The sequence below is a fragment of the Streptomyces sp. NPDC028289 genome, from assembly GCF_055565975.1.
Genome location: NZ_JBVHTI010000005.1, coordinates 444,251 through 460,555, shown reverse-complemented (window position 1 = coordinate 460,555; position 16,305 = coordinate 444,251). Strand labels below are relative to the sequence as shown.

General features: G+C 72.3%; 12 protein-coding genes and 1 pseudogene. 6 read left to right on the top strand and 7 right to left on the bottom strand.

The annotated features are described in order from the left end of the window. Positions 1 to 96: 96 nt before the first annotated feature. Positions 97 to 2,505: a SpoIIE family protein phosphatase gene (locus ACZ4UV_RS26845; protein WP_451015970.1), complete on the top strand. Its 2,409-nt coding sequence runs from the start codon at positions 97 to 99 to the stop codon at positions 2,503 to 2,505. A gap of 7 nt (positions 2,506 to 2,512) precedes the next feature. Here the strand turns inward: ACZ4UV_RS26845 and ACZ4UV_RS26840 are convergent, their stop codons facing one another. The 3 genes from ACZ4UV_RS26840 to ACZ4UV_RS26830 form a co-directional block, all read right to left on the bottom strand. Continuing rightward, the gene (locus ACZ4UV_RS26840) at positions 2,513 to 2,923 is read right to left on the bottom strand and encodes a hypothetical protein (RefSeq protein ID WP_451015971.1); all 411 of its coding nucleotides are present in this window, start codon (positions 2,921 to 2,923) and stop codon (positions 2,513 to 2,515) included. Positions 2,924 to 2,995: 72 nt separating this feature from the next. Further along, the gene (locus ACZ4UV_RS26835) at positions 2,996 to 3,793 is read right to left on the bottom strand and encodes an SGNH/GDSL hydrolase family protein (protein WP_451015972.1); all 798 of its coding nucleotides are present in this window, start codon (positions 3,791 to 3,793) and stop codon (positions 2,996 to 2,998) included. Positions 3,794 to 4,481: 688 nt separating this feature from the next. Beyond that, positions 4,482 to 5,501, bottom strand: coding sequence for an aldo/keto reductase (locus ACZ4UV_RS26830; protein ID WP_467841229.1), 1,020 nt, complete (start codon positions 5,499 to 5,501; stop codon positions 4,482 to 4,484). 129 nt (positions 5,502 to 5,630) lie between these two features. Here ACZ4UV_RS26830 and ACZ4UV_RS26825 point away from each other — a divergent pair, with 129 nt between their 5' ends. After that, on the top strand, positions 5,631 to 6,209 hold the full coding sequence (locus ACZ4UV_RS26825; RefSeq protein WP_451015974.1) for a TetR/AcrR family transcriptional regulator: 579 nt from the start codon (positions 5,631 to 5,633) through the stop codon (positions 6,207 to 6,209). A gap of 162 nt (positions 6,210 to 6,371) precedes the next feature. Here the strand turns inward: ACZ4UV_RS26825 and ACZ4UV_RS26820 are convergent, their stop codons facing one another. Further along, complete coding sequence (locus ACZ4UV_RS26820; protein WP_467841226.1) at positions 6,372 to 7,559, bottom strand: FAD-dependent oxidoreductase; 1,188 nt, start codon at positions 7,557 to 7,559, stop codon at positions 6,372 to 6,374. Between the two features lie 148 nt (positions 7,560 to 7,707). On the opposite strand from ACZ4UV_RS26820, the gene ACZ4UV_RS26815 reads away from it, so the two are divergent. From ACZ4UV_RS26815 to ACZ4UV_RS26805, 3 genes and pseudogenes are all read left to right on the top strand, one after another. Then, entirely contained in the window at positions 7,708 to 8,472 is a 765-nt protein-coding gene (locus tag ACZ4UV_RS26815; protein WP_451015976.1) for a TetR/AcrR family transcriptional regulator, read from the top strand. Positions 8,473 to 8,501: 29 nt separating this feature from the next. Next, entirely contained in the window at positions 8,502 to 9,377 is an 876-nt protein-coding gene (locus tag ACZ4UV_RS26810) for a PhzF family phenazine biosynthesis isomerase (RefSeq protein WP_451015977.1), read from the top strand. 260 nt (positions 9,378 to 9,637) lie between these two features. Further along, positions 9,638 to 10,069: pseudogene (locus ACZ4UV_RS26805) on the top strand (ATP-dependent endonuclease); the annotation flags it as partial. 20 nt (positions 10,070 to 10,089) lie between these two features. Here ACZ4UV_RS26805 and ACZ4UV_RS26800 read toward each other — a convergent pair. Next, positions 10,090 to 10,956, bottom strand: a complete 867-nt coding sequence (locus tag ACZ4UV_RS26800; protein ID WP_390045737.1) for an LLM class F420-dependent oxidoreductase — start codon at positions 10,954 to 10,956, stop codon at positions 10,090 to 10,092. Between the two features lie 201 nt (positions 10,957 to 11,157). On the opposite strand from ACZ4UV_RS26800, the gene ACZ4UV_RS26795 reads away from it, so the two are divergent. After that, the gene (locus tag ACZ4UV_RS26795; protein WP_390045735.1) at positions 11,158 to 12,330 is read left to right on the top strand and encodes a right-handed parallel beta-helix repeat-containing protein; all 1,173 of its coding nucleotides are present in this window, start codon (positions 11,158 to 11,160) and stop codon (positions 12,328 to 12,330) included. 75 nt (positions 12,331 to 12,405) lie between these two features. Here the strand turns inward: ACZ4UV_RS26795 and ACZ4UV_RS26790 are convergent, their stop codons facing one another. Together ACZ4UV_RS26790 and ACZ4UV_RS26785 are read right to left on the bottom strand one after the other, a co-directional pair. Continuing rightward, on the bottom strand, positions 12,406 to 14,940 hold the full coding sequence (locus ACZ4UV_RS26790) for a hypothetical protein (RefSeq protein ID WP_467841221.1): 2,535 nt from the start codon (positions 14,938 to 14,940) through the stop codon (positions 12,406 to 12,408). Positions 14,941 to 15,089: 149 nt separating this feature from the next. Beyond that, positions 15,090 to 16,148, bottom strand: coding sequence for a chitinase (locus tag ACZ4UV_RS26785; protein WP_467841218.1), 1,059 nt, complete (start codon positions 16,146 to 16,148; stop codon positions 15,090 to 15,092). Positions 16,149 to 16,305: the final 157 nt, after the last annotated feature.

Below are 16,305 nucleotides of genomic sequence, written 5' to 3'. Positions count from 1 at the left end.
GCGCCCCCGGCCGAGGCCCGGCGGGCGGCGCCGCCGGTTGAAGGGGGTTCGGGGCGGCGGGATCCTGGGAGGGGTACCCGGACAGCCGGAGGCACCATGGAGGGACACGTACCCCTCGTACCGGAGGACCTGGCGGTCGTCGTCGACGCCGGCGGGGCGGTCCTGGTGTGGAGTGCGGGCGCCCGGCGGCTCCTCGGGTACGAGCCCGCCGAGGTCGTCGGCCGTTCCGTGCTGACGCTGCTCGCCGCCGACCTGCCGGTGTCCGCGCGCCGGCACCTCGCCGACGGGCAGCGCTGGTCCACCGAGGCGGCACTGCTGCACCGCAACGGCGACCGGATCTTCGTACACCTCCAGGGCATTCCGCTCGACGCGGGCACCGGCCGCCCGCTGTGGCTGGTGACCGGTGCCGTGCCGGCGCCCCCGTCCGGACGCGACCAGCCCGGGGCGAGGGTCCTGTGGGACCTCACGCTCGCCCAGCTGCCGATGCCGGTGGCGATCTACGACCGGGAGGCCAGGCTCGTGGCCGCCAACGAGGTCATGACCCGGATCATGGGCCTGCCCGTCGCGGAGATGCGGGGCAAGACCCTCTCGGAGATCGAGCCCAGGCAGCCGTGGCTGGAGTACGACCGCCTCCAGCGGCAGGTCCTGCGCACCGGGAAGCGGATGTTCCTCGAGGAGCAGAGCCAGGCACCCGGCGAGATACGGGAGCACTCCTGGTCGATGTACTTCTCCGCGCTGACGGACGAGACCGGCGCCGTGCAGGGCCTTTCCGCAGTCGTCTTCGACACCACGGAGCAGTACTGGGCCCGCCGCCACCTGGCCGTCCTCAACGACGCCAGCATGCGCATCGGCAGCACCCTGGACGTGACCCGCACCGCCGAGGAACTGGCCGACGTGGCCGTGGCCGGGTTCGCCGACTTCGTCACCGTCGACCTGCTGGAGTCCGTCGCCCTCGGCGACGAACCGGAGCCGCTGAGACCGGGCGAGCCGGTCGCCGTGCGCCGGACCGCACAGCGGTCGGTCCTGGCGGGCTGCCCGGAGTCGGTGGCCGACGCCGGCGACGCGTTCCGCTACCCGGTGAACACGCCCCCGGTGTGGACCCTGCTCGCCGGCCACGGCACCCGCCACCGGCCCGGCGACCCCGGCATGCAGGAGTGGCTCAGGAGCTCCCAGGCCCGCGCCGACACCGTCGCCCGGCACCGGATCCACTCGGTGCTGATGGTCCCGTTGCGGGCCCGCGGCGTCACCCTCGGCCTCGTCCACTTCCTGCGGCACCGCACGCCCGAGACGTTCACCGAGGACGACCAGCGGCTCGCGGAGGAGATCGTCGCCAGGGCCGCGGTGTGCGTGGACAACGCCCGCCGCTACACCCGCGAACGGCACACCGCCCTCGCCCTGCAGCGCAGCCTGCTGCCCGGCCGGCCGCCCGGCCTCGCGGCGACGGAGGTGGCCTACCGCTACCTGCCCACCGGCGCCGGCGCGGACGTCGGCGGCGACTGGTTCGACGTGATCCCGCTCTCCGGCGCCCGGGTCGCCCTGGTCGTCGGCGACGTCGTCGGCCACGGCATCCGCGCCTCGGCCACGATGGGCCGCCTGCGTACGGCGGTACGCACACTGGCGGACGTCGACCTCGCCCCCGACGAACTCCTCACCCAGCTGGACGACCTGGTCATCCGGCTCGACCGCGAGGAGGGCCCGGAGGTGCCCGGCCGGGCGGAGGCGGCGTCGTCCGGCGAGGTCGGCGCGACCTGCCTGTACGCCGTGTACGACCCGGTGACCCGCCGCTGCACCATGGCCCGCGCCGGCCATCCGCCACCGGCCCTGGTCACCCCTGCCGGCGACGTCCGCTTCCTGGACCTGCCGGCCGGGCCGCCGCTCGGCCTCGGCGGCCTGCCGTTCGAGTCCGCCGAGGTGGAGCTCGCGGAGGGCAGCGTGCTCGCCCTCTACACCGACGGCCTGGTGGAGACCGCCGACCACGACATCGAGGTGGGCCTCGGCCTGCTCCGCCGGGCCCTGGCCGACCCGGCCGCGCCCCTGGAGGAGACCTGCGACCAGGTCCTGGACACGGTCCTGACCGGCCGTCCGGCCGATGACATCGTCCTGCTGCTCGCCCGGACCTCCGCCCTGGACACCGCGAAGGTCCGCACCTGGCAGCTCCCCCAGCACCCGGCCGCCGTCGCCGGGGCCCGCAAGATGGCCTGCGAGCAGCTGGAGGCCTGGGGCCTGACGGACGCGGCCTTCGCCACCGAACTGATCGTCAGCGAGCTGGTGACGAACGCGGTCCGCTACGGCGACGGCCCGATCGCCCTGCGCCTCATCCGCGACGCCGCCCTCATCTGCGAGGTCTCCGACGGCAGCAGCACCGCCCCGCACCTGCGCCGGGCCCGGGTCTACGACGAGGGCGGCCGGGGCCTGCTCCTGGTCGCCCAGATCTCGGAACGCTGGGGCAGCCGCCAGACACCGACCGGCAAGACGATCTGGGCGGAACAGCCCCTCACCTCCTGAGCCGTGCCTAGCGGGTGAGCGGCCGGTCGCCTCGCAGGGTGTCGGTCACGGCGGACACGACGGCGGAAGCGACGGCGGAGGCGACGAAACTCCCCGCCATGACCAGCACCACCCCGACCATGAACAGCCCACTGGAATCGCCCGACCAGTCGACGTAGGCGGCGAGCGTCAGACCCACGGTCGTACCGCCCACGGCGGCGGCACTGTGGCCCCGGGCCGCCGCGCAGCACACGGCGGCCAGCAGGGTCGCCACCAGCCCGGCGACCTGCCACACCGCGTACGGCCCGCTGACCGACCCGTCGGCCCGCACGTCCTGGCCCTGGTCCCAGCCGAGCCAGGCGGCCCAGGCCACCACCGACACCCCGGCCAGCACGAGTGCCGGCGCCATCGCCCGCAGAACGGGCCTGTGAACTCCCATGTCCCCAGCGTCCCGGCCGGGCACGGGCGCCGGACAGAGTACGGATACTCAGGACGGGAACGGCGGGGCCACTCAGCCCGTGACCTCGTTGAGCCGCGCGTCGTAGCCCGCCAGGTAGCCCATCAGGGTGGGGTGGAAGACCGCGGTGCCGGCGTTCAGGTCGTTGATCCAGGGATCGGAGCCGCACGCACCGTGGCCCTGGAACGTGGCGCGCATGTCGATGAACTCGACCGCCTCCGCGGCCGCCGCGGCCTTGGTACCGTCGGCGAGCGCGTCGGCCAGCCCGTTCATGGCGGTGCGCTTGGCGGTGTCGAGGTCGATCACCGGGCAGGTCCCGGTCATGGACAGCGTCTGCGGGTAGCCGAGGACGATGACCCGGGCGTTCGGCGCCTTGGCCTTGATGTCCTTGTACAGCCCGGCCAGGTCGGTGACCATCTGGTTCCTGGCGTACGACGACATCCACAGCGTCGCCGTGTTGCAGTAGCCGTCGCTCTGGGTGAGGCACGCCTGGACCACGGAGGAGAACTGGGCGTCGTTGCCGCCCACGGTGAGCGTGACCAGGTCGGTGCCACTGCTCAGCGCGGACAGCTGCTCGGCGCGCACGTCCGCTGTGGTCGCGCCGCTGCAGGAGACGTCCGTCAGCGTGTAGTCGGAGTGCGCGGCCGCCCACAGCGCCGGGTAGTCGAGCGTGCTGCGCTTGCAGTCGCCGCTGGCGCTGTCGTAGTAGTCCGCGCCGACCCCGGAGGCGTACGAGTCGCCCAGAGCCACGTACTCCTGACCCGTCGCCGCCTGGGCGGGCGTGCTCATCATCCCGGCCATACCGGCGAAGGCCAGCACCGCGCCGGCGACGGTCGACGTCAATGTGCGCATGAATTCCTTGAGTTCCTTCTGGATCGGGGAGTCCTGATCTGTGTGAAGGATGTGGATCGTACAGGGGCGCGGAAATTCCGCTGCCCTGCACCGTTGCACAGCAATTACTCGTCGGTTGCCGCTGGTTGACATTCCGTCACATGCGACGGGGGTGGGAGTGCAAGCCGCCTTGCCCGACGGGAAACGGCGGCGGTGCGTTATTCGGGGAATTCGGTCCACCGTCGATTTCATCCGCATCCCGTACACCGCACCGCAGCCGGCACCACGGACGACGCGAGGAACAACACCCCGACAACACCCGAGCAACGGACCATTGATTGGCTGCTTTGCCGAACCATCGCAGGAAGCCTCACATCCCGTCGCACGCGTCCCGCACATACCTCGCGCGGCCCGCATGTCCCGCCCGCTCCGGACCCCCGTCCGGCGAGGCCCTTCATACCCAGCACCGCCCAGGAGGGCCCACCCGATGAACCACCGGCCCGGACCTCCGCGATGATCTCGGTCGACTCGGGTAGGGAACAGCTCTGTTCGCAGCGGCCTTGGCCGGATGCGGAGCCGAAGGTGATCGACGACGCGGGGCACACCGGCAGTCCCGCGAGGCACGGGGCGGTCCTGGCGGTGATCGCGCGGTTCGGCCGGTTCGGTCAAGGCGGGTGACCGGGACCGGACCGAACCGGCCGTGCGCTGGTCAGCGGCGGCGCAGGGCCGGGTCGAGGAGGGCGGGCGGGGTGTCGTACTTCTCGTGTGCGGCCAGGTCGGTGCCGGGGACGACGATCGCGTCGATCGCGTCCAGGACGTCCGCGGAGAGCACGGTGTCGGCGGCGGCGAGCTGGGTGCGCAGGTGGTCCTGGGTGCGGGGGCCTATGAGAGCGCTGGTGACGGCGGGGTGTGCGGTCACGAAGCCGAGGGCGAGCTGGATCAGGGTCAGCCCGGCCCCGTCGGCGACGGCGGCCAGCCGCTCCACGGCGTCGAGCCGGGCCTGGTTGGCGGGCAGGGTCAGGTCGAAGCGCTCGGGAGCGAGCGCGGAGCGGCTGGTGGTGATGGGCCGACCCCTGCGCACGGCGCCGGACAGCCAGCCGGAGGCCAGCGGGCTCCACACCAGCACGCCCATCCCGTACTCCTCGGTCACGGGCAGGACATGGGACTCGACGCCCCGCTGGAGGAGGGAGTAGCTGGGCTGTTCGGTGACGTACCGGCTGAGGCCGTGTTCCCGGGCGGCCCACTGGCCCTGCACGATCCGGTACGCCGGGTAGGTCGAGGAGCCGAAGTGGCGGATCTTCCCGGCGCGTTGCAGATCGGTCAGCGCCGAGAGAGTCTCCTCGTCGCTCGTGGCAGGGTCCCAGCGGTGTATCTGGTAGAGGTCGACGTGGTCGACGCCGAGCCGCCGCAGGCTGTTCTCCAGCTCGGTGACCAGCCACCGCCGTGAACCGCCCTGGTGATTGCGCTCGTCCCCCATCGGCATGCCGGCCTTCGTGGCCAGCACGATGTCGTCACGGCGGCCGGCGATGGCCTTGCCGACCATCTCCTCCGACTCGCCCTGCCCGTACATGTCGGCGGTGTCGATCAGATTGATCCCGGCGTCCAGGGCGGCGTCCACGATCGCGGTCGCCTCCTCCTGGGTGGTCTGCCCGATGGCCCCGAAGTTCATCGCGCCGAGCCCGAGCGCGCTGACCTGTACACCGGTACGGCCCAAGGTGCGGTACTGCATGGCTTTCCTCCTCACAGAACGCAAGCGGGACGACGTCCCGTTTCATGTCTTCGACGATACGGAACGCTGTCCCGTTTAGCAACGCCCCGATAGAGTGACGCGGACGGAGCACCCGATGAAGGACGCGCGATGAAGGACGAGGAGCAGGCGGTCCGGCCCCGGCGGGCGGACGCCCGGCGCAACGAGACGACCCTGCTGGAGGCAGCCGCGGCGGCGTTCGTCGCATCCGGCGTGGAGGCGCCGGTGCGCGACATCGCGGCCCGGGCGGGCGTCGGCACGGCGACCATCTACCGGCACTTCCCGACCCGCGCCGACCTGATCATCGCCGTCTACCGGCACCAGGTGGAGGCCTGCGCCGAGGCCGGCCCGGCCCTGCTGGCGACCGCCCCGAGCCCGTACGACGCGCTGCGCCGCTGGATCGACCTCTTCGTGGACTTCCTGGTGACCAAGCACGGGCTCGCCGCGGCCCTGCGCTCCGACCAGGCGGGCTTCGACGCCCTCCACGCCTACTTCCTGGACAGCCTGGTCCCCGTCTGCACCCGGCTCCTCGACGCGGCGGCCGAGTCCGGGGAGATCCACACCGACCTGGCCGCCATCGAGCTGATGCGCGGCGTCGGCAACCTCTGCATCGGCGCGGAGAACGACCCCGGCTACGACGCCCGCCGCCTGGTCGGCCTTCTCGTCACGGGGCTGCGCCACACGGCGTGACGTGCCGGGGTCGGTACCGCCCCACGCATCGCGCCTTCGCCTTCTCGCCGCCCGATCCCTGACCGCCGCTTTCGTGACAGGAACACCTGGACGACGAACTCCGCCCCCTGGCTCGAGCGTTGCCCGCCGCCGGCCGGCAGGGCGCCGCGCCTCCGGCCCGGATCACGCCCCCTGCCCCACCCCTGTCCCTGCTCCCGCTCCGGTGAACATGGCGATCAGGCCGTGCGGGGAGTCGTCGCCGAACATGCGCTCGTGGAGGTCGGCCGCGTCGGCGGCCTCCGCGGCGCTGCGGGGGAACACGGCCTGCTCGTACGCGGTCAGCGCGGCCTCGGTGTCGTCCGGGTGGGCCGCGAGGGCCCTGCCGAGTTCGGCGCCGTCGTACATCGCCAGGTTGGCGCCCTCGCCGTTCGGGATCATGAGGTGGGCGGCGTCGCCGAGCAGGGTCACTCCCGGCACCCGGTCCCACCGGTGGTCGGCGGGCAGGGTGTGCAGGGGGCGGAGGACCGGCGCGGTCTCTCCGTCGGTGATCAGCGCGGTGAGCTCGGGGGCCCAGCCGTCGAACTCCGCCGCGATCCGCGCGGCGACCGCGGCGGCCCCGGCAGGGTCGGCGGGACCGGCGGGACCGGCCGGCCCGGTGAAGCCCGCGTCGGCGAACCACTCCTGCGACCTGCGCAGTGCCACGTAGGTGTGGAGGGTTCCGCCGGTCTCCCGGTGGGCCTGGATCCCCTTCCCCGGCGCGAGCGCGAACATCGCCCCGCCGCCGACCGCCTTCGCGGCGGCGGGGTGCCGGGTGTCGGCGTCGTACAGGTAGGTCTCGACGAACGAGGTGCCGGTGTACGCGGGTACGGCCGCGGACAGCAGCGGCCGGACCCGTGACCACGCGCCGTCCGCGCCGACCAGCAGGCCCGTGGCGACGGCGGTGCCGTCGGCGAACGTCACCTCGTGGCGGCCCCCGCCGAGGGCGTGGACGGCGTTGACCTTGCGGCCCCAGCGGACGGTGCCGGCCGGAAGCGATTCGAGCAGGATCCGGCGCAGCTCGCCGCGCAGCACCTCGGGGCGGCCCCCCGTGCCGTCGTCGGCCTGTTCGAAGAGCACGGTGCCGTCGGCGGCGAGGGCCCGGGTCGCCTCGCGGCCCTCCAGGACGAGGGCGCGGAACTCCTCGTAGAGGCCTGCCTCCCGGAGCGCCGGCTGGCCGTTGTGCTCGTGGATGTCGAGCATCCCGCCCTGCGCGCGTGCCGCCGGGGAGGCCTCCGCCTCGTAGACGGTGGCCGGGATGCCGTGGACGTGCAGGACGCGGGCGAGCGTGAGGCCGCCGAGTCCGGCTCCGATGATCGTGACGGGCGTGCGCATGGTGACTCCTCGGGGAAGGCGGGGCGGGTCTCTTGCGGCCGGCCGTCCGGAAGATCCGGAACGGAACCGGAACAAAACTGGAACGACATTCCAGACTGGAACGCCGTTCCATGTTGGAACAGCGCTCCAGTCATGTCAAGATGGCGCCATGGCAACGCGGACACGCCGGTCACAGCGGCGCACGGACGCGCTCTCCCGCGAGCGCATCATCGAGGCCGCCGTCGAGCTGCTCGACACGGCCGGCGAGAGCGGGCTGACGTTCCGGGCACTGACCGAACGCCTCGCCACCGGGCCCGGGGCGATCTACTGGCACGTGGCGAACAAGGACGAGCTGCTCGCCGCCGCCACGGACGCGGTCGTCACCGCCGCCGTGGCGGTCGGGTCCGCCGTCCAGGACCCGCAGCCGGCGCCGGAGGGGGCAGGGACCCCGGCCTCGCCGCAGGACGGGATCCGGGCCGTCGCGCTCGGGCTGTTCGACGCGATCGCGCGGCATCCGTGGCTCGCGACGCAGCTCGCCGCGCAGCTCTCCCGCAGCCCCTGGGGGACGGTGACCCCGCGGATCTTCGAGAGCGTCGGTCAGCAGGTCCGCGCCCTCGACGTGCCCGAGAGCAGCTGGTTCACGGTGACCTCGGCCCTGGTGCACTACGTCCTCGGCGCCGCCGGCCAGAACGCCGTGAACAGCGCGAGCGCCCGTGCGCTCCCGCCCGGCGTGGACCGCGCCGGGTTCCTCGACACCGTGTCGGCGGCGTGGCAGGAACTCGACCCCGACGAGTACCCGTTCACCCGGGCCGTCGCGGACCAGATGCGCGGGCACGACGACCGCCGGCAGTTCCTCGACGGCATCGATCTCGTCCTCGCCGGCATCACCGCCACCCACCGCCCCCGTCCGGGCGACGCCGGCGCCCAGGAATAGCCGTCGGTCCGCCCCACGTTGCCGGGACCATGACGACCCACGCGCCCCGGCCCGAGATCCTGCGCTACACCGCCTTCTCCAGCTCCCCCGAGGGCGGCAACCCCGCCGGCGTCGTGCTGGACGCCACCGGTCTCGACGACGCCGGCATGCTCGCCGTCGCCGCGGAACTCGGCTACTCGGAGTCCGCGTTCCTGACCGCGCCCCCGGAGGGCCTGGGCGGTCCGGACGGACGGGCGTACACCATCCGTTACTTCAGCCCCAAGGCCGAGGTGCCGTTCTGCGGGCACGCCACCATCGCGACCGCCGTCGCGCTCGCCGAGCGGACCGGCCCCGGGGAGCTGGTGTTCGCCACCCGCGCAGGCACCGTGCCGGTGGCGGTGACCGAGCAGGGCGGGGCGATCCGGGCGACGCTCACCAGCGTCGAACCGCACACCGAGGAGATCGCCGACGCCGACCTCGCGGAGGCGCTGGCCGCGCTCGACTGGCCGGCCGCCGATCTCGACCCGGCGTTCCCGCCCCGCATCGCGTTCGCCGGCGCCCGCCATCTCGTGCTCGCGGCGGCGACCCGCGCCCGCCTCGCGGACCTCGCCTACGACTTCGCCCGCCTCGAAGCGCTGATGCACCGCCTGGACCTGACCACCGTGCAGCTGGTGTGGCGCGAGTCGGCCACCGTCTTCCACGTCCGTGACCCGTTCCCCGTCGGCGGGGTCGTCGAGGACCCGGCGACCGGCGCCGCGGCCGCCGCGTTCGGCGCCTACGCCCGTGAGCTCGGCCTGGTCCCCGAGGACGCCGTCCTCACCCTCCACCAGGGCGCGGACCTGGGCCGCCCCGGCGAACTCACGGTGACCCTGCGCACCGGCGACCCGCGCGTGCACGTGAGCGGCACCGGGGCCCGTATCGCCTGAGCCTCCGGCACCGAGCACGGCACGGCCTCGGATATTCCGTGGCCGTGCCACCGGACCGGGGCAGAGACTCGCCCCATGACGCACACGGCGGGCACGACCGACGCGGGGCGCACGGCAAGCATTCCCGGACCACGGACACGATCCGTCGGCGCCGGATACGGAGCGAACGCGGTGGACCAGAACGCCCAACACCGTTCGGGGCGTTCGGCTGAGCATGAGTTCTGGCAACAGGGCTCACTCCCGCTCAGTCTCCAGGAACGGTCTGCGTGCTGTCGATGGGCGGGGCGATGAACGTCGGCCGGTTCGCGCAGCTCCTCGGACCCACCGGTCTCGGCCTGCGCCTGACCGGGCTCTGCGACGAGCGCGAACGCCCCTACTACGCCCGCGGCCTGGAGCGGGCCGGCGCCGCACAGCACGGCATCTTCGTCTGCGCGGCCGACCTGGAGGACGAGCTGGTCCGCGCCCTCGGCCCGCCCCGGGTCGCCGAACTCGCCCACGCCGAGGGCGACCACCGTGCCCTGCGCACCTTCCTGAACCAGCCCGCTCAGCAGGGCCGTACCGCGCAGCAGCAGTTCCGCCGCTTCCTCGGCACGACGTCGGGCCGCAAGATCCGTTACGGCCGGGTCCTCGTCGAGGCCCTGGACCCCGACCGCGTACCCGCACCGCTCGACGCCCTGCTCACGGCGCTCTGAGCCGAGCCCCCGAGCCCGGCTTACCCGCCCGCCGGCTTCAACACCCCGGCCAGCGCCCCGGCCAGCGCCCGGTACGCCGGCAGCGGGTCGGTGCCGGCGGCGTGCAGCACCTGCAGCGCCACATGGTCGGCGCCCGCGTCCAGGTGGGCCCGGACGCCTTCGGCCACCCGGGCCGTGTCGCCGTGCGCGATCAGCGCGTCGAAGAGGCGGTCGCTGCCGCCGTCCGCGAAGTCGGTGTCGTCGAAGCCGAGGCGGCGCAGGTTGCCGACGTAGTTGGTCAGGCCCAGGTAGACGCCGAGCGTGGCGTCGCCGATCGCGCGGGCCTCGGCGGGGTCCGTCTCCAGGACCACCTTCTGTTCGGGGGCGAGGAGCGGTCCGGCGCCGAGGAGCTCGCGGGCCCGGCGGGTGTGCTCGGGGGTGACGAGGTAGGGGTGCGCGGCCGCCGTGCGGTCGCCGGCCAGCCGCAGGACGCGGGGGCCTAGCGCCGCCAGCGCCCGCCGGGCGGCCGGGACACCGCCCGCGTCGAGGACGTCCAGGTAGTCGTTGAGGGCCTCGTACGGCCGTACGAACTCCTTCGTCGCCTCCGGGTGGCCGGCGCCGATGCCCAGCAGGAAGCGGTCCGCGTGGCGTTCGGCGATGCGCCGGTACGCGCGGGCGACGCGGTCGGCCGGGTTGGACCAGATGTTCACGATGCCGGTGGCCAGCACCAGGCGGTCGGTGGCGTCCAGCAGCCGTTCGACTTCGGTCAGGTCCGGGTCGGTCACGTTGCCGAGCCAGAGGGTGCCGTAGCCCAGGCCTTCGAGCGCTACGGCCAGTTCGGGTTCGGTCCTGTCGTGGCGCCACACACCGACGGCGCCGAGGTCGATCTTGCGAGGGATCTCGTCCATGACCGGGACAACCGGGGGGCCGAAGCCCATATTCCGATCACTGTCGAAATAGCACTCTCGGCCGCACCCCAGACCCTGTTTTGATCACACTCATGAACGGAATTTGCATACATGACTATTGACGCACCCACGCCACTCTCCTAGCTTCGCAGGGAAAGCGCTTTCCGCAAGGTCCCGCACGGAGACGAACGGAGACGAACGATGCACGTGAGACCAGTCATCGCGGCCGTCGGCCTGCTCGCCGGCACGCTCGTCGCACTGTCCGGCGGCCCCGCACAGGCCGCGTCCACGGTGCTGTACGTGTCGCCGAGCGGCACCGACGGCGCGGCGGGCACCCAGTCGGCACCGACCACGCTCACCTCGGCGATCAGCCGCATCGCCGCCGGCGGCACGATCTACCTGCGCGGCGGGACGTACAGCTACTCCGCCACGGTGACCATCCCGGCCGGCTCCGACGGCACCTCCAGTGCCCGCACCACCCTCTCCGCCTACCCGGGCGAGACCCCGGTCCTGAACTTCTCTGCGCAGAGCGAGAGTTCGTCGAACCGGGGCATCCAGCTCTTCGCCAACTACTGGCACCTGTACGGCCTCACGGTCGAGCACGCCGGCGACAACGGCATCTACGTCGGCGGCAGCAACAACGTCGTCGAGCGCGCCGTGACCGCGTACAACCGCGACACGGGACTGCAGCTCGGCCGGATCTCCTCCAGCACGCCCAGCAGCCAGTGGCCGTCGAACAACCTGGTCGTCAGCTCCGAGTCGCACGACAACGCCGACAGCGACGGCGAGGACGCGGACGGGTTCGCGTCCAAGCTGACCACCGGCACCGGGAACGTCTTCCGGTACGACGTCTCGCACCACAACATCGACGACGGCTGGGACCTGTACACGAAGACCGACACGGGAGCCATCGGGCCGGTCACCATCGAGTACTCGCTCTCCTACGGCAACGGCACGCTCAGCGACGGCAGCCAGAGCGGGGACGGCGACCGCAACGGCTACAAGCTCGGCGGCGACGACATCGCCGTCAACCACGTGGTGCAGCACGACATCGCCTACGGCAACGGGCACCACGGGTTCACCTACAACAGCAACCCCGGCACGATGACCGTCTCGAACAACGTGGGCATCGACAACGCGGAGCGCAACTTCTCCTTCGACAAGGGCACTTCGGTGTTCCGTACCGACACCTCGTGCCGGTTCGCCGTCGACGGCTCCAACGACAAGACCGTCGGCGACGCGGACAGCTCCAACCAGTTCTGGACGGGCACCAACGGCTCCCGCTGCGCCTCCTACGCGGGCGCTCTCGGCTGGTCCTTCGCCTCGTCCGGCAAGCTGAACGTCACCTTCGGCGGGACGGTCGTCAACCCGTAGCCGCCCGCCGCACACGACTCGGCCCGGGCGTCCACAGGGTGTGGACGCCCGGGCCGGACCGGCGGAGCTCGGGGTTCAGTTCCGTACCGTCAGGTACAGCCAGCCGCCCCAGGTGTCCGCGTTGCTCGTGTCCTTGGAGCTGTGGACGTACTCCGTCCGCACCCGGAACCGCTGGTTCACCGCGTGGGTGAGGACCAGGTGGGTCACACCGGTGCTGCCCGGCGCCATCGAGAAGCAGGACGACGTGCCGATGGTGTGCCAGGCGCCGCTGTAGTACTCCTGGGCCTGGAACTTCATGCACTGCCCGGACTTGTCCGGCGTCACCGTGCCGACCACCTGCGGCCGCACGGTGTGGTGGTAGACGCGGTAGGTGACGCCGCTGTAGGTGGTGCTGGTGTAGTAGCCGCCCAGCTTCTCCGCGATCCTCACCCGGGCGGTGGCGGAATGGGTGGCCGTCGCGGGGGCGTAGCGGTAGTCGCCCGCGAAGGACGCCGTGAAGGTGGTGTTGTGCGTGAGCTTGTACGTCACCTTCAGGTTGCCCTTGCTGTCGACCGTGCCGGTCTTCAGGAGCGTCTTCCTGCCGCCGACGGGCGTGGCGTAGACCGAGACCGTACGGCCGTTGTACGTCGTGCCGAGGTGGGCGGTGACGGTCGCCGTGCCGTCGTAGGCGTAGCCGGCCTTGTCGGTGGTGACGGTCACCGTCGGCCTGACGCGGGACACCTGGACGATCGCCGAGGCGGTGGCCGCCTGGTGGACCGCGTCGCCGGGGTAGCTCACGGTGTAGGTGTTGGCGCCGCCGACGGCCGGGGTGTCCTTGACCGTGATGGTGCCGTCGGCCGCGACCGGCGCGGTCCAGGTCGCCGGGGTGGTGACGTGGGCGGCGTCGGTGCGGGTGACGGTGACCGTCTCGCCGGCGGGGTAGGGCCCGTCGCCGAGGTCGCCGGTGAAGGAGAGGGCCGCGGCGCGGGTGGCGCTGGCGGGGGCCTTCAGGGTGAGGGCCGGGGTGTAGGGCGAGATCTGGAGGGTCGCGTCGCTGGTGGTCGGTTCGTGGGTGGCGTCGCCCGCGAAGGAGAGGTGGTAGGTGAAGCGTCCGGCGGCCCCCGGGTCGTCGGTCACCGTGAACTCGGTGGTGTCCGGGTCGACAGGCACCGACGCAAGCTGGACGGTCTCCTGGGTGTCCTCGTTCGTGCGGGTGACGTCGACCTCGGTGCCCGGCCGGAGGCTGCCGAGGAGCAGTTCGGTGGTGAGCGTGTCCTTGAGGACGACCGAGTGCGGGGTGGCGGAGGCTATCTCCGGGAACGCGATGTCCGTGGAGAGCCGGGCCACGTACACCTTCTGGGTGGCGGTGGCGGGGCGGTGGGTGGCGTCTCCGGCGTACGACACCTGGTACGTGTACTGGCCCGCGTCCGGCCGGGTGTCGCTGATGCTGAACGTGCCGTCGGCGCCGACCGTGGCGTCGGGCAGGGGGTCGCCGTCGCGGGTGACCTGGAGAACGGCACCGGAGGGGAGGAAACCCCGGGTGGCGAGGGCGCCGGTCACGGTGAACTGCTCGGTGGGGGCCGCGTACCGCGGTGGGTTCGTGGTGAGGGTGGTGTCACTGAGCTTCGCGGAGCCGAGCACGTCGAGGGTGTAGGCGCCGGCGGAGTCCCGGGTGACCGCGTAGAGGGTGGTCCCGTCGCCGCCCCAGGTCAGGCCGTCCGGGGCGACGGTGGTGCCGGAGGGGAAGGTGACGTGGTTCTCGGCCAGGTTGGAACCGGCGTAGAGGTAGAGGCCCGCGGTACTGGCCGAGGCGACGGTGCCGTCGGTGTCGATCGCCAGCGAGGCCGGGCCCACGGCGCCGGTGTAGTACGGGGCGGGGTTGGCGCCCAGCAGGTCCGACGTGCGGTAGACCTGCAGCGCGGGCTGCTGGGTGGCGGCGAGCAGGACCCTGGCACCGTCGGCGGTGACCTGGAGCCCGGTCGCGGTGCCGCCGGCGACGTCCGTGTCGGCCTTGGCGGTCGCCGTCCCCGAGGAGACGTCGAAGGTCGCCACATGGCTGAGGCTCTGCAGCGGTTCCTCGGCCGCGAGCACCCCGCCGCCGGCCGCGAGCACCGGCGGGACCGACCAGTGGGAGAGCGAGGGCGTGGAGACCGTGCCGGACGCGTCGACGGAGCCGATCGCGCCCTTGCCGTCGGCCGTTTCGTAGCCGTACCAGACCTTGCCGCCCGCCACCGCGACGGAGACGGGCGCGCTGCCGGTGCCGGTCGCGTAGCGGGCGGACTCGGTCAGGGTCGCGGTGTCGACGGCGGCGACCGCGTCACCGTCGGCGAGGGCCGCGTAGAGCGTCGAACCGTCGGCCGAGAGCGCGAGGCCGGTGGCGCCCTGCTCGTCGGTGAGGGTGGTGACCGGGGTGCCGGACAGGTCGGTCACCAGGATGCCGGTCGAACCGGCGCCCTGGCTGAAGAAGAGGTGCTGGTGGGCCGGGTCGGCCACCATGTGCGCGTAGTGCGACAGCGGCAGCGACGCCGTGCTGTCCGCCCAGGCGGCGGGTGCGGCGAGGCCGACGGTGGCGGTGGTCAGCCCGGCGACGACGGATATCGCCGCCGAGACCGAGACCTGCTTGAGGCGCATGGAGCTCCGGGGAACAGGATCAGTATGTGATGTGGCTGTGCGGACGATAACCGGACCTGGTGGCCCGATCGTTGTCCGAAAACCTGATCTTCACCATGTTCCGGCAAAGACTCGGCGGGGCGGGTCCGCGGCCCGGCCCCGCCGGGGCATCACCGGCGTGGAACGCCGAACTTCGCGAAGGTGTGGCTGAAGTACCAGCGGTCCTGGGCTATTCCGGAGCAGGCGTTGGCGCCGCCGGTGCCGACGCAGTCGCCGTTGTCGCGCTGCAGGGCCCAGAAGGAGAGGGTGTCGATGCCCTGGGCGGCGGCCCAGCGCTCGACCGTCGCGGCGTTCTGGGTGGTGAAGGTCTCCGCGGGGCCGAAGTCGTCGATGCCGGGCATCTCGGTGACGCCGACCGTGCCCCACAGGTCCTTGGCGCTCTTGTGCGGGAAGAGGGCGTGGAGCTGGGCGTGCAGGCCGTCCGCGGCGGTCTTCGTGTCGGCGGCCATGTCGTGGGCGGCGCCGTCGTAGTAGTCGAAGGTCATGATGTTGACGACGTCCACGCGCGCGTGGTTGGCGACGGCGTTCTGGAGGACGGCCAGGCCGTCGTCCTCCAGGCCCTTGGTGGTCGTCGGCAGGGTGTAGGAGAACTGGAGCGGCCGGCCGGTGCGCTCGGCCCAGCGCTCGGCCTTGGCGACCGCCTTGTTGCGGCGGTCGATTCCGGCCGTGTTGGCGAGGGAGTCCGCCTCGATGTCGAGGTCGATGCGGCTGATGCCGTACGTCGTGACGAGCTTCTCGTAGACGCCGGCGATGGCGTCCACGTCGGTGCAGCTGTCGGCGAGTTCGGTGCCGGTGGTGTCGGCGCTGTAGCCGCCGAAGGAGGGGATGGCGTTGCCGCCGCGGGCCTGGAGGGCGGCGATGTCGGCACCGAAGGTCCCCGGGGCTATGGGCTGGGTGGCGTCGCCGTTCCAGTCGGCGGTGCAGGAGCCCGCGGCGGGCGTCTGCAGGAAGGCGAGGGTGAGGTACTTGTTGCCGGACTCGGCGGCGAGCGCGGCGGGGCTGTCGCCGGTCCAGGCCTCGAAGTAGGGGGCCGCGACGTGGGCGGGCATGGGCTTCACACGGTGCGAGGCGGCGTGCGGATCGGCGTGCGCGGCGCCTGCCCCGAGGGCAACGAGCGCGGCGGACAGGGCGGTTGCGGGCAGGGCGTGCAGGGCACGAGTGCGTCTCATGGACGCCCATAGTTGGACTAGACCAATTGACTGTCAAGGTTCTTTACAATCAGCAGACCCTTTCGTTCGATGCGGCATCAGGAGGCGGTCATCTACGGTCAGTTCCGGCCAAGAATTTTCATGCGAAGATTTGAACTGACCATAAGAGAGTCATTAG

What these genes read in the sequence shown, in the direction of transcription:
- ACZ4UV_RS26845 (WP_451015970.1), top strand. Translation starts at nt 97, where the DNA reads ATGGAGGGACACGTACCCCTCGTACCGGAGGACCTGGCGGTCGTCGTC.
- ACZ4UV_RS26840 (WP_451015971.1), bottom strand. Translation starts at nt 2,923, where the DNA reads ATGGGAGTTCACAGGCCCGTTCTGCGGGCGATGGCGCCGGCACTCGTG.
- ACZ4UV_RS26835 (WP_451015972.1), bottom strand. Translation starts at nt 3,793, where the DNA reads ATGCGCACATTGACGTCGACCGTCGCCGGCGCGGTGCTGGCCTTCGCC.
- ACZ4UV_RS26830 (WP_467841229.1), bottom strand. Translation starts at nt 5,501, where the DNA reads ATGCAGTACCGCACCTTGGGCCGTACCGGTGTACAGGTCAGCGCGCTC.
- ACZ4UV_RS26825 (WP_451015974.1), top strand. Translation starts at nt 5,631, where the DNA reads ATGAAGGACGAGGAGCAGGCGGTCCGGCCCCGGCGGGCGGACGCCCGG.
- ACZ4UV_RS26820 (WP_467841226.1), bottom strand. Translation starts at nt 7,559, where the DNA reads ATGCGCACGCCCGTCACGATCATCGGAGCCGGACTCGGCGGCCTCACG.
- ACZ4UV_RS26815 (WP_451015976.1), top strand. Translation starts at nt 7,708, where the DNA reads ATGGCAACGCGGACACGCCGGTCACAGCGGCGCACGGACGCGCTCTCC.
- ACZ4UV_RS26810 (WP_451015977.1), top strand. Translation starts at nt 8,502, where the DNA reads ATGACGACCCACGCGCCCCGGCCCGAGATCCTGCGCTACACCGCCTTC.
- ACZ4UV_RS26800 (WP_390045737.1), bottom strand. Translation starts at nt 10,956, where the DNA reads ATGGACGAGATCCCTCGCAAGATCGACCTCGGCGCCGTCGGTGTGTGG.
- ACZ4UV_RS26795 (WP_390045735.1), top strand. Translation starts at nt 11,158, where the DNA reads ATGCACGTGAGACCAGTCATCGCGGCCGTCGGCCTGCTCGCCGGCACG.
- ACZ4UV_RS26790 (WP_467841221.1), bottom strand. Translation starts at nt 14,940, where the DNA reads ATGCGCCTCAAGCAGGTCTCGGTCTCGGCGGCGATATCCGTCGTCGCC.
- ACZ4UV_RS26785 (WP_467841218.1), bottom strand. Translation starts at nt 16,148, where the DNA reads ATGAGACGCACTCGTGCCCTGCACGCCCTGCCCGCAACCGCCCTGTCC.